General features: G+C 69.5%; 9 protein-coding genes and 2 CRISPR repeat arrays. Of the genes, 7 read left to right on the top strand and 2 right to left on the bottom strand.

The annotated features are described in order from the left end of the window. Positions 1-95 precede the first annotated feature (95 nt). Positions 96-1,157 carry a peptidoglycan-binding protein gene (locus tag ABD858_RS35395; RefSeq protein ID WP_345045485.1) on the bottom strand — a complete coding sequence of 354 codons (1,062 nt, stop codon included), beginning with the start codon at positions 1,155-1,157 and terminating at the stop codon, positions 96-98. A gap of 238 nt (positions 1,158-1,395) precedes the next feature. Here ABD858_RS35395 and ABD858_RS35390 point away from each other — a divergent pair, with 238 nt between their 5' ends. Then, on the top strand, positions 1,396-2,289 hold the full coding sequence (locus ABD858_RS35390) for a DUF2690 domain-containing protein (protein ID WP_345045487.1): 894 nt from the start codon (positions 1,396-1,398) through the stop codon (positions 2,287-2,289). Positions 2,290-2,367: 78 nt separating this feature from the next. Here ABD858_RS35390 and ABD858_RS35385 read toward each other — a convergent pair whose 3' ends face one another. Further along, positions 2,368-2,559 (bottom strand): hypothetical protein, encoded by a 192-nt coding sequence (locus ABD858_RS35385; protein WP_345045489.1) that lies wholly within the window; start codon positions 2,557-2,559, stop codon positions 2,368-2,370. On the opposite strand from ABD858_RS35385, the gene ABD858_RS35380 reads away from it, so the two are divergent. From ABD858_RS35380 to ABD858_RS35360, 6 genes are all read left to right on the top strand, one after another. Then, positions 2,548-3,255: a PASTA domain-containing protein gene (locus ABD858_RS35380; RefSeq protein WP_345045491.1), complete on the top strand. Its 708-nt coding sequence runs from the start codon at positions 2,548-2,550 to the stop codon at positions 3,253-3,255. The genes ABD858_RS35385 and ABD858_RS35380 overlap by 12 nt on opposite strands. A 449-nt stretch (positions 3,256-3,704) precedes the next feature. Further along, the gene (ligA, locus tag ABD858_RS35375) at positions 3,705-5,789 is read left to right on the top strand and encodes an NAD-dependent DNA ligase LigA (RefSeq protein WP_345045494.1); all 2,085 of its coding nucleotides are present in this window, start codon (positions 3,705-3,707) and stop codon (positions 5,787-5,789) included. Positions 5,790-6,691: 902 nt separating this feature from the next. Beyond that, on the top strand, positions 6,692-9,502 hold the full coding sequence (gene cas3, locus ABD858_RS35370) for a CRISPR-associated helicase Cas3' (RefSeq protein WP_345045496.1): 2,811 nt from the start codon (positions 6,692-6,694) through the stop codon (positions 9,500-9,502). A 56-nt stretch (positions 9,503-9,558) separates the two neighbouring features. Then, positions 9,559-10,136: a CRISPR direct-repeat array (repeat unit 29 nt; unit sequence GTTCTCCCCACGCATGTGGGGGTGGTCCG). Between the two features lie 91 nt (positions 10,137-10,227). After that, a CRISPR array of direct repeats spans positions 10,228-10,746; the repeat unit is 29 nt; unit sequence GTTCTCCCCACGCATGTGGGGGTGGTCCG. A gap of 235 nt (positions 10,747-10,981) precedes the next feature. Then, positions 10,982-11,167 (top strand): type I-E CRISPR-associated protein Cse1/CasA, encoded by a 186-nt coding sequence (locus tag ABD858_RS35365; protein WP_345045549.1) that lies wholly within the window; start codon positions 10,982-10,984, stop codon positions 11,165-11,167. A 22-nt stretch (positions 11,168-11,189) separates the two neighbouring features. Then, on the top strand, positions 11,190-11,645 hold the full coding sequence (locus tag ABD858_RS37090; protein ID WP_425586376.1) for a type I-E CRISPR-associated protein Cse1/CasA: 456 nt from the start codon (positions 11,190-11,192) through the stop codon (positions 11,643-11,645). Between the two features lie 11 nt (positions 11,646-11,656). Then, positions 11,657-11,935 (top strand): hypothetical protein, encoded by a 279-nt coding sequence (locus ABD858_RS35360; protein WP_345045546.1) that lies wholly within the window; start codon positions 11,657-11,659, stop codon positions 11,933-11,935. Positions 11,936-12,522: the final 587 nt, after the last annotated feature.

Raw genomic sequence — 12,522 nt, 5'->3', positions numbered from 1 at the left:
GTCGCGGTGACGGTACCCGACCACCGCTGCTGTCCATGCGACGCGGGCTTCCCAGGCGCTGTGCCCGGGAAGCCCCTACCTGATGGGTAGTTGTGTCAGCTGACCTGGAGGGTCAGGTTCTTGGGCCAGTGGGCCTGGTTCAGGTGGGCGAACAGGTTCTTGATGTCGGCGGGGGCGAGCTTGATGCAGCCCTTGGACTTGTAGCTGCCGTGCCATCGGCTGGCGCCGTTCTTGGTCATGTTGCTGTGGATGAACAGATCGCCGCGCAGGACGGCCGTCTGGCCGTGCTCGGGGTGGCAGGTCTTGTCAGCGAGGTGGATGGCGTAGCCCTTGATCGCAGTGTCGCGGTTGGTCTGGTGCCCGAGGATCTTGTAGGTGCCGCTGGGCAGCCAACCGCGTTCCTTGGCACACTCGTTCGTGCTGCCCATGCCGGACCCGGCACGGTAGCTCTTGATGAGCTGGCCGTCGTGGTAGAGGGCGAGTTTCGAGTTGCCCGGAGCGTTCCAGTTCTTGATGAACTTCAGCACGTACCCGCGCGGAGCGGGCGTGGTGCTGGCGAGGCCGTTCACCAGGGCGTTCCAGGTGTCGGGTCCGACGGCGCCGTCGGGGATGAGGTGGTGCTGGCGCTGGAAGGCCTTCACCGCGGCCGCGGTGCGGGAGCCGAACACGCCATCTGCCTTCGCCGCGTGCCCCCGCGCGGTCAGGAGCTGCTGGGCCGCAGTGACCGCGTGCCCGCGGCTGCCGGGGCGCACGGTGACGATCAGCGCGTTCCAGGTGTTGGTGCCGACGGCGCCGTCGGGGTTGAGGTGGTGCTGGCGCTGGAAGGCCTTCACCGCGGCCGCGGTGCGGGAGCCGAACACGCCGTCCGCCTTCGCCGCGTGCCCCCGCGCGGTCAGCAGGTGCTGTACTGCGCTGACCGCCGGCCCGCGGCTGCCGAAGCGCAGCGTGGGCCAGTGCCGGGCGTGCGAGGCGCCAACGGCCTTCGCGCCCGGGTGGGCGGCGTTCAGAGGCTGGGCCAGGCGCGCCGGATGGGTGGTGCCGGCGTCGTGGGCGGCGGCGGTGCCAGCGGGCGTGGCCAGGCCGAGTACGGAAAGACTCCCAGCGCAGGCGGCTGTGGCGGCGGCGATCCGCAGGCTCGTGCGGTACTTCGCGTTCATGATGGTTAGTCCTTTCGTGTCATGTCTCCGGGCATGTCCGTGACGCGCCAGGGCACGGCGCGGCCAGGGACTACCGGGAAAGGGGATTGGCCGGGACGTTCTCTCCGGCTGACGACCACCTTGGACCATGTTCCGAGCCGGTTCTACGCTGTGCGCGGTACCGGCCATACGTGCATATACATGGCAGCGCGTATGGGGTTTGACCTGGTGTTTTGAACCGGATATAGGGAGCGTGCGGGTGGACCCCCAGCCTCGAAACGACGCCGACAGCGGCGAGGAGCCGCCGACTTCCGCAGGAATCGAGCTGGGGCAGACACTCAAGCGCTGGCGCGAGGAGAGCAACCGGAGCCAGAACGTGGTCGCCAAGAAGCTGGGGACCAAACAACCGACGGTCTCACGATGGGAATCGGGGGCCACACTCCCCGCCGTCGAGGCGATCCAGGCGCTCTGGCGGATCCGCACGCAGGCCACCGAAACGCCATCGAGCGATACGGAACTCGACCGGGCTCTGGAACTGCACCAGCGCGCGGAGATGGAACGCGGCCGCGGCCCCAAGCTGTCCTCGACACCAGCACCCCAAACCACGACGGCCTCAGCGTCTTCACCCGTGCCAGCGGAAACCGGAAGGAAGAGGACCGTGCTGACGATCCTCGCTGCCTCAGGGGCCGTGGTCCTGGTCGTCGCGTTCCTGGCCTGGCACTTCGCCGGCTCCACCCAAACCGGAGGGGCGGACCGCCCTTCGGCATCAGCGGCATCGGCCCGGCCCGCGCCGCCCGCCACATGCAGTGGCGCCTCCTGCACGTCCGTGGAGCCGACCACCACGGTGTGCGCGCAGGATGCCGTGACCGCATACAGCGGCCGTAGCTACGGAGTTCTCGTAGAACTGCGCTACAGTCCCCGCTGCCACGCCGCCTGGGCCAAGATGAGCGGCACCTCCCAGGGAGACCGCATCACGCTCGCCATCGGGCACGACGATGAAAACTCACAGGAGTACCGGCAGCAGACCGGACACGACGCTCACACCCGCATGATTCACGTGGACGACCTGAGCGGCGTCCGCGCCTGCGCCATCGTCGAGGGCCGGGGCACCGTCTGCGCCACCAAGGCTGCCTCCGGCACCACTCGACCATGATCGGCCGCCCTGACGTGTAGCGGGGAATTGGGCGCCGGAGGTGGCCGTACGGGTGCAGCCACCCCACCCAGGCCAAGGTCAGGCCGGGTTGGTAGGGGCTGGCTGCTGGGTCGCGAGGATGTCGAGGAGCTCCCCGAACGTGATCTTCACGTCGTCGTAGCCGAAGTCGAGGGATTTCAGCAGAGCGTCCCATCGCTCAGGAGCCGTACCGCATTCTCGATTTCGCTGAACGGCCGCGAGTCCGGAAGGATGGACGGCATGATCCAGCACTTGCGGCTTTCTCGCTTCGTCGTCCCTGCCGCCGCTGTCGTCGCCGGTGTCCTCGCCCTGACCGCATGCGAAAGCGGCACGCAGGCCGACTCCAAGGCAGCGGCGCCGACGGCGATCACCACGTCCTCCGCGCCGTCCGCATCAAGCACCGCTCAGACTGCGGTCATCCCCGTACTACAGGGCGAGACCTACGGGCAGGTGCAGGAAGAACTCGTCGGCCAGGATCTGCCGGCCGTGCGCATCACGGCCACAGCCCTGCATAAGGACGTCACACTTCCCACCGACCACAGCGACTGGCACATCTGCGAAATTAGCCCCGCGCCCGGCACGAAGGTCACCGCCACCACCACCGTTACCGTCAAACTCGCCCAGAAAGCCGGTGACTGCGCCACCAGTTTCCACGGCTACCTCCACCAGAAGAACGACCCCGCCTACACCCCGCCCACAACCTCGGCTCCCCAGCCCGTCAAGTCCCACACGCCTGCCCCAACAAAGACCACCACCAGGCCTGCCGGAAGCTCCATGACCACCTGCCCGGACGGCAAGCAGGGATATGCCTGTACCTCCAACGGGCACCCTGTCGTTGACGGACAGTTCTGCCCCAACGCCGACCGCGGTCGCACCCTGAAGGCCACCAACGGCACCATGGTCACCTGCTCTTACGACCCCAGCGTCAAGCCGTACCGCTGGCAGTAACGCCGACACGGTCGGAGCGCCGAGACCAGCGTGTACCCTCCCGGGCCTCGACACTGTGGTGGGTCCTGTCGATCTGAGCCCGCCACTGCGGCCCCAGGCCATGAAGGCGGCGTCCTGCCCTGCTGGCGCGCCCGGGTTCGGCGAGGTGCTGCTCGTCGATGCGCATGCCCCCTCCGACGAGGCCGTGCACCAGGCCGGTTCGCCGACGGGTGCGCAACCGCCCGGACGGGTGACCACAGCACCTGTGCCCCCTCGATCGCCAGCCGGGCATGACCAGGAGCCGCCCCCAGCGAAGAAGACGCTGCCGCGCGCAGCCCCAGCGCATGCAACGGCTCGAACACGCGCGCCGATCTTGGTGCGTTTGTTAAGACGGGGCGGCCAAGCGCATCTCCCGTCGCCGTGCCCGCGTGTTGTCGGCGTTGTCAGTGGTGGCGGGCACGATGGCGGTCATGACAACCACCGATGCTGTGATTGGCGACGACGCCGCGTACGCGGATGCGGTCCGGACCGCGGTGAAGGCCGCGGCCGCCTACTACGCGGGCGGCGACAGCCCGCTCGACGATGACGCCTACGACCGTCTGGTGCGGGCGATAGCCGCGTGGGAGGCCGGGCATCCCGACCGGGTGCTGGCCGAGTCGCCGACGGGGAAGGTGGCTGGGGGTGCCACCCAGGGGGATGTGCCGCACGTCCAGCCGATGCTGAGTCTGGACAATGTGTTCTCCGCCGAGCAGTTCGAGGCATGGGCGGCGTCACTTCAGCGGCGGATCGGCCGGCCGGTCACTGCGTGGAGTGTCGAGCCGAAGCTGGACGGTCTGGCGCTGGCCGCCCGCTACCGCGACGGCCGGCTGGTGCAGCTGCTCACCCGCGGGGACGGGACGGCCGGGGAGGACGTCTCCCACGCCATCGGCACCCTCACAGGCCTGCCGGAGCAGCTGGCCGAACCGGTGACGCTGGAGGTACGCGGTGAAGTGCTGATGACGGCCGCCCAGTTCGAAACGGCGCTCGCCCTCCGAGCGGAGCACGGCGGGGAGCCGTTCGCGAATCCGCGCAACGCCGCGGCGGGCACGCTGCGGGCCAAGGACCGCGCCTACCGCCTTGAGATGACGTTCTTCGGCTATGGCTGCCTGCCGCTGCCGGCCACCTCCGAGGACCTCGCGGCACGCCTGACCGCCTCCTCACACAGCGACGTCATGTCCCTTATCGCCGTGCTCGGCGTGCACACCACGGCTGCCACCAAGGTGCCCGGCCGCACCGCGGGCACCACCGCGCAGGTGCAGGGATGTGTGGAGGAGATCGCTGCGCTGCGCGCCGAGCTGCCGTTCGGTATCGACGGCATCGTCATCAAGGCCGACCTGGCGGCCGACCAGGAGGCGGCCGGATCCGGCTCGAGGGCGCCGCGTTGGGCCGTCGCGTGGAAGCTCCCGGCGGTGGAGAAGGTCACCACCCTGATCGGCGTGGAGTGGAACGTGGGCCGCACCGGCATCATCGCTCCCCGGGCCGTCCTGGAACCCGTCGAGATCGAAGGCTCCACCGTCACCTACGCCACGCTGCACAACCCCGCCGACATCACCCGCCGCGACCTGCGCATCGGCGACCGCGTGATGGTCTACAAGGCCGGCGACATCATCCCCCGCATCGAAGCCCCCGTCGCCCACCTGCGCACCGGCGCCGAGCAGCCCATCGCCTTCCCCGATGCCTGCCCGCAGTGCGGCTCGGATATTGACACCTCCGAGCAGCGCTGGCGCTGCGAACGCGGCCGCGACTGCCACCTGGTCGCCTCCGTCTCCTACGCCGCCGGCCGCGACCAGCTCGACATCGAAGGCCTCGGCCTGACCCGTGTCGTCCAGCTCGCCTACGCCGGCCTCATCCACGACTTCGCCGACCTGTTCACCCTGACCCGCGACCAGCTTCTGGCGCTGGAGCGGATGGGGCCGACCAGCACCGACAACCTCCTCGCCGCGATCGAGCAGGCCAAGAACCAGCCACTGTCGAGGGTGCTGTGCGCGCTCGGTGTACGCGGCACCGGACGGTCGATGTCCCGGCGCATCGCCCGCCACTTCGCCACCATGGAAGCGGTCCGTGCCGCCGACGCCGAGGCGATGCAGCACGTCGACGGCATCGGCACCGAAAAGGCACCGGTCATCGTCGCCGAGCTGGTCCAGCTCGCCCCCGTCATCGACAAGCTCGTCGCCGCCGGGGTGAACATGACCGAACCCGGCGCCACACCGACCGCCGACACCAACGCCGCCGACGGTGCGGCGGACACGGAGGCGGTGACGACGGGACCGCTTCACGGCCTGACCGTGGTCGTCACCGGCGCCATGACCGGTCCGCTTCAAAAGCTCAGCCGCAACCAGATGAACGAACTCATCGAACATGCCGGCGGCAGGTCCTCCTCCAGCGTCTCCAAGCGCACCTCGCTCCTGGTCGCCGGAGAAGGCGCCGGATCCAAACACGCCAAGGCCCAGAACCTCGGCATCCGCATCATCTCGCCCGACGAGTTCGCAGGTCTCCTCGCCGACCTTGCCCCCTGACCGCCCGCTGCCACCTCGACAACCAGGGCCGGCAGCCCGCCGCCTGACCGTCTCGCGGTGGCTTCGGCCGCCACCCACCCCACACTCTCCGCAGGCATCCCTTGGAATTGATCATCTAGGAACGCACGCCTGCCGCGCGCGAGCTGCTCTGTCAACGCGGCTGCGCCGAACCCTTCCAAACCCGACGGACGTGACCGAGACAGGGGTAACTACCGGAACTGTGCCGGCATGTCAGACCCGGCACGTACGCTGACCTCAACACCACGAGCATTGACAAAGAAACAGCAAAGCCCCGCAGACTCCACAGGTCAGAAAGGGTGCTCCCCACGTACGTGGGGGTGATCCGGTCACACCCTCGTCATCCCGAGGCAGCACGTCGTGCTCCCCACGTACGTGGGGGTGATCCGACGGTCAGCATCATGGTCCAGTACCGGGCGTCGTGCTCCCCACGTACGTGGGGGTGATCCGCCGTTCAGCAGGCTGAGGAGGTACTGGCGGACCGTGCTCCCCACGTACGTGGGGGTGATCCGTTGCAGTGGGATGGCGATCTGTCCGTCGATGTGTGCTCCCCACGTACGTGGGGGGTGATCCGGCCGGGTTCCGCCCCTCCGGGCGGCTACGGCAGTGCTCCCCACGTACGTGGGGGTGATCCGCCGATACCGACGCCGACGCCGACGGCCCCTCAGTGCTCCCCACGTACGTGGGGGTGATCCGATCCAGCAGTTCACGCGGTACATCAGCATCCTGTGCTCCCCACGTACGTGGGGGTGATCCGGGTGGCCTGGCGCGGGTAGAGGCGCTTCCCACGTGCGCGTGGGGTGATCCGTCGGCAGGGTCGTACGTCCGGTGGGCCGGGGAAGTGTTCCCCACGCTTGGTGGGGGTGCTGTTCGGGGAGGGATTCGTGTCTGACGACGTTTTCGAGTGTCGTATCTGGGGGAAGTCCGAGGGGCTGCCGCCGGGTGTGTCGCACTACCCGCTGCTGTGCCATCTGATCGATACGGCCGTGATGGCAGATGTCCTGTGGGACGTCTACCTCAACCGTGCGCAGCGGCGGCTGATCGCGGCCGGGCTGGGGGTCGGCGAGGATGAGGCGCGGCGGGTGGTGGCGTTGTGGGCGGGGCTGCACGACATCGGGAAGGCGATCCCCGGGTGGCAGGCGTACCGGGCGGATCTGGCGGAGGCGCTGCACGGTGGCGGATTTCCGGGAGTGCCGGCGGTGGATGCGGAGGCGGTCGGCCGTCACGAAGCAGCGTCGCAGCTGCTTGGGCCGTCGCTTCTGGCGGGGCTGGGCTGGCCGGTGACGGGCGGTGCGCGGGACGGGCTGCCCGGGGTGGTGGCCGGGCAGATCCTCGGTGGGCATCACGGCCGGTTTCGTGAGCCGACTGTGCCGGGTGCGGTGGCCGATCCGGTCCCGTTCTGGCCGGGCCTCGGTGTGGGACGGTGGCAGTCCGAGCGGGAGGCTGTCGCCCGGGTGCTGGCCGAGATTACTGGCGCCCCGCCGTTGGGCGCCCTCGACGGGCGCGCGACGGTCCCGGCCGCGGCGATCACCGTCGTCACCGGCCTGATCGTCCTTGCTGACTGGCTCGTTTCTCAAGAGCACCACCTCGCCCGCCGGGCCCGTCGAGTGCCCGCCGTGCTGGACTCGGCGGCCGCGCACGCGTGGGCGAAGGCCAGCCGCCAGCAGGCCCGGAGCCTGGTCGAGGAGGCCGGGCTCGAAGTGCCGGTGCTCACTGGGTCGGCCGTCTCGTTCACCGACATGTTCGGCTACATCCCGATCACCACGCCGAATCTGCTGCAGCAGAGCATCGCCACGTACTTGCCCGGCATGCTGGCTGACGCGGCCGGCCTGACGCTGGTGACCGCTCCGACTGGCGACGGAAAGACCGAGGCCGCTCTCTATGCCGCGTCTCTCATGGGCTGCGCGGCCGGTACGCACGGCATATACCTGGCGTTGCCGACGCAGGCCACTACCGACCAGATCCACGGCCGCCTCGTCGACTGGGCAACCGCGAACCTGCCGAGCGCCGTCACCCGTCTCCACGGCTCCTCATGGATGCATCAGCCCGATGGCGAGGCCGAACCGCGCGTCATCCACGGCGACACCGGCCAGTCGGTTGAGGCAACCCGCTGGCTCCTGCAGTCCAACCGGCATGGCCTCCTCGCTCACCTTGCCGCGGGAACCATCGACCAGGCCCTGCTGGGGATGCTGCCGCTCAAGTACGGGCAGCTCCGCCACCTCGGCCTGTCCGGGAAGACTCTCATCATCGACGAAGCGCACTCCTACGATGCGTTCACTCACGCGCTTCTCCTGCGCCTGCTGGAGTGGTGCGGCGCCTGGCAGGTCCCGGTCGTCGTCCTGTCCGCTACCCTCACCGGCGACACGGCCGCCGGGCTGGTCAATGCTTACCGGTCCGGTGCCGGACACACCCGGCCCGCCAAGATCGAACCTGCCTACCCTGGCTGGTCGTTCACCGACGCCACTACCGGCCAGACCTGCACCCCGCCCGTACCCGTCGGCACCAGCCGGGGCCGCAACCTGCACATCCGCCTTGCCCCCACCCGACTCGGCGCCCCGCGTGAGCAGGCGATCATCCGCGAACTCGGCCAGCTCGCCGAACACGGCGGCTGCGCCGCGGTCATCTGCACCACCGTCGCCCAGGCTCAGGCCACCTACCGCGCTCTCGCCGCCGCCGGTACCAGCACCGAGCTGCACCTCCTGCACGCACGTCTTCCGGCCCACCAGCGCGCCGCCAACACGCAAGCTGCCGAGATTGCGTTCGGCCGCGTCAACAAGCCCACCACCCACCGTCCGGCCCGCGGCGTCATCGTCGCCACCCAGGTCATCGAGCAGTCTCTCGATCTCGACTTCGACCTCATCATCAGCGACCTCGCCCCCCTCGCCCTGCTCCTGCAGCGCGCCGGACGCGCCTTCCGCCACGGCCCCGAAGTCTGGGCAGCCGCGGGCCTTACCCGGCCGGCATGGGCCGGAACCGAACCCCGGATGACTGTCCTTTCCCCCCTCACCGCTCAAGGCGCCGCCGACTTCCACCCCGGCCCCTGGGGCGACGTCTACCCCGAGTCCCTCCTCCACCGCACCCACGAAATCCTCGACCAACACACTGGACCCATCAACATCCCCGGCGACGTCCAACGCCTCGTGAACGCCGTCTACGACCCCGTGTTCGCCTCCCGCACCCCCGACGCCCTGTTCAACGCTGACCGCAACCGGATCGCCGACGACGCCGCCCGCGCCGCCATCGCGCGCCTCGTCCTGGTCCCCGCCCCCGGCCGCACCCGGACCGCGAACCTCCACCGCCTCACCGACTCCAACGCCGACCCCGACCTGATCACCACCCGACTCGGCGCCGACAGCGTCCACCTCGTCCCCACCTTCACCAGCAAGACCGGCCAACCGTTCCTCGACCCCGAGAACACCGTCGAGCTCCCCCTCACCGGAGACACCACCGACGGACGGTTCAGCCGCGCCCAAGTCCGGCAGATCATGAACTACGCCGTACCGATGCGCGCCGGTGCCTGGCTCACCCAACTCACGCCCGACCAGCAACCCCCGACCACGTGGGCGCGCGAGCCGCGCCTGAAGCGGCTCGTCCTCCTGCCCCACCACCCCACGCCATCCGGCTACGAAGCCCCACCGATCGGCGGCCGCCACCTCCACCTCCACCCCGTACTCGGTATCGTCGAAGCCCGATGACCAGTAAGCCCGGTAAAGAAACGGAAAAGCCCTCGCATCCATGCAGGTCGCGAAGGGTTCTCCCCACGCATGTGGGGGTGGTCCGCGCTCTTACGTGGTGGTGGGCGCGAACGAGAGGTTCTCCCCACGCATGTGGGGGTGGTCCGGCGGTATGGCTCGCCCCGACGTTACCTTCTGCGTTCTCCCCACGCATGTGGGGGTGGTCCGTAACTGTGCACCCATGGGGTGCCCATACCTTAGTTCTCCCCACGCATGTGGGGGTGGTCCGAAGAGCGACCTCGACAAGCTCACCGACCGGGCGTTCTCCCCACACATGTGGGGGTGGTCCGCCACGGCCGCCCCTCATCCGGCCCACCGGCACGTTCTCCCCACGCATGTGGGGGTGGTCCGCGGATCACCCCGGACGGGCTCAAGCTGGACCCGTTCTCCCCACGCATGTGGGGGTGGTCCGTGCGCGGCCTTGGACTCGTCGCCGAGGCGGATGTTCTCCCCACGCATGTGGGGGTGGTCCGTTCATCGAGTTCACCAAGGAAAGCCTCCAGCTGTTCTCCCCACGCATGTGGGGGTGGTCCGATCTGGCGTTGGGTTCGGTCGTGTGGCGTGACGTTCTCCCCACGCATGTGGGGGTGGTCCGTCAACGGCCAGGACGTATGGGAAGGACGGCGGGTTCTCCCCACGCATGTGGGGTGGTCCAAGAGCGTGTCGGCGCTCAGCGGAGCCGTGTCCGTTCTCCCCACGCATGTGGGGGTGGTCCGCTCCACCTGCCCGCTCTCGTCGAGCACGACGAGTTCTCCCCACGCATGTGGGGGTGGTCCGGCCGTCATTGGAGAACTGATCGAGGCCCGGAAGTTCTCCCCACGCATGTGGGGGTGGTTCGGAGCCCATGAGCGGCTGGGCCCGCCACTCCGAGTTCTCCCCACGCATGTGGGGGTGGTCCGACCCAGAACGGCCTGCCCTACCAGTGGGCCGGGTTCTCCCCACGCATGTGGGGGTGGTCCGAGGACGGCGTGCATGGCGCGGAGCTCGGCGCGGTTCTCCCCACGCATGTGGGGGTGGTCCGAAGGCCGGGGTGGACCTGGAGCAGCTGCTGCCGTTCTCCCCACGCATGTGGGGGTGGTCCGCACGACGGGCCCGGTACCAGCCGGGCCCGCCTGTTCTCCCCACGCATGTGGGGGTGGTCCCGCTGGACGGGCTGCGGGACGATTACAAGGACATGTTCTCCCCACGCATGTGGGGGTACTCCGGCGGCCTGCGCCAGATCGGCCTTGTTGGACTGGGTTCTCCCCACGCGGGTGGGGTGCTCTGCTGATCGGCTATTCGCAGCTGAACTTCCCGACTTCTCCCCGTGGCAGCGTCCAGATCACTTTCCCACGTCGGTGGGGTTCCAGTCATAAGCGCCGGCGTTGTCAGTCCTGCCGTATACGGTCGGCCGGTGGGTACTCAATACGATGAACCGCCCCCGGTGCGGAGGGGTTGGACGTGGCGATCGACCCGTGGGTTGACGTCACGATGACCGATGGCAGCCCTGGTCGGTTAGGTCTCGCTGGTCTTCTGGCCGAGGCGCACCGTATCGAAGCGCTGGCTGTGGGGATGCCGCCCGCGGAGTGTGGTCTGCTGCGCATTCTGTATGCGCTGGGGCTGCGGGCGGCCGGCTGGAGGAGATGACCGGCGGTGACCGTACGCGCTCCTGGAGGCTGGCCGGTTTGATCCCGAGCTGGTGGCCGGGTACTTCAGCCAGTATGAGGGCCGGTTCGGGCTGTTCGACCCGGCCCGTCCGTGGATGCAGGAGCCGCGGCTTCCCGGCCAGATGGATACCGTCCTTGAGTCCGGGCGCCGTAAGGCGAGCGGGTGCGGAAGTCGAGCGGGGTCGGGAAGCTGGCGTGGGGCCGGGCGTCGGCGACGAGTTCGGCGTGGTTCGGGCCGTTCCACGACGGGAATCCGGTGCCGGTTCCGGCTGCCGAGCGGCCCTGCACCTGGTTGCTTGGCTTTGGTACGGGCAGGGCGGGCCGCAGGGCCCGGACCGTACGACGAAGACGCAGAAGAAGCGGCACGCGTCGGTGGCGCCGCTGCGGGGCCTGGTGTCGTATCACCCGACGGGACGGACGCTGTTCGAGACGATCGTGCTGGGGATCCCGGAGGTTGAGGAACCCCCGAGTGGACGCGGACCTGGCGCCGTGGGAGGCGGACGTGCTGCCCGACCCGGACGGCACCCTGCCGGAGGCGGCCGGGCCGGTGAGTCTGCTGACGGCGCGCGCGCAGCACGCTCTGCTGCTGGTCCCGGACGACGAGCGTTCGAGTGCCAGCGACTTGTACGTGTCGTGGGCGTGGCCGACACTCTTCCGCGGTGCGGGATCCGTACGTGATGTGGCGGGAGAGCGAGAAGGGCACGCCGTATCCGCAGCGGGCCCAGGTCGGGCGGTCCTTGTTCCGTGACCTGGATGGCTGCTGCTGCACGCCAACCCGGTGCGGTCGCGCGGCGACCGCTGATCATGGACGCGATCCACGACGTCCCCGCGACCGTGCTCACACATGTGGGGGTGACGGCGTACGGGTTCGAGCAGAGCCGGAGAAGGGCGGCGGTGAGGTCGGCTGGTACCGGTCGGCGACCCCGCCCGTGCTCGTGGCGCTGCGCGAGGAGGAGGCGGCGAACACGGCGCGGATCGCGGTGGTGCGGGAGCGGGCGGAGCTTGCCGGGTCGCGGCTGGTGTGGCGCTGGATTCGGTGTGGAAGGAGACGGCCGTCCCGGCTGGGGGGAAGGTGCCGCCGTCGCCGTGGGGGAAGGCGGCCGAGGCCGGGTACTGGCCGCGGGCCGAGGCCGCGTTCTGGGAGATCCTCGGCGGCGGGGAGTGGACAGCGCGCCGGAGGCGTTCGGGCGGATCGCGCTCGATGTGTACGACCGGCTGACCCGTGAGGCCGCCGACGCTGACGATCCGCGCACCGTGCGGGCCGCGGTCGTGCACCGGCGCAAGGTGCTGTCGGCGTTGCGTACCGGCTCAGTGAAGACCGACCAGGGAAGGGAA

The organism is Streptomyces sannanensis (genome assembly GCF_039536205.1).
Taxonomy (GTDB): domain Bacteria; phylum Actinomycetota; class Actinomycetes; order Streptomycetales; family Streptomycetaceae; genus Streptomyces; species Streptomyces sannanensis.
Note: the sequence above shows the minus strand (reverse complement) of the source record. Positions and strands in the feature narration are given on the sequence as shown.

What these genes read in the sequence shown, in the direction of transcription:
- ABD858_RS35380 (WP_345045491.1), top strand. Translation starts at nt 2,548, where the DNA reads ATGATCCAGCACTTGCGGCTTTCTCGCTTCGTCGTCCCTGCCGCCGCT.
- ligA (WP_345045494.1), top strand. Translation starts at nt 3,705, where the DNA reads ATGACAACCACCGATGCTGTGATTGGCGACGACGCCGCGTACGCGGAT.
- ABD858_RS35395 (WP_345045485.1), bottom strand. Translation starts at nt 1,157, where the DNA reads ATGAACGCGAAGTACCGCACGAGCCTGCGGATCGCCGCCGCCACAGCC.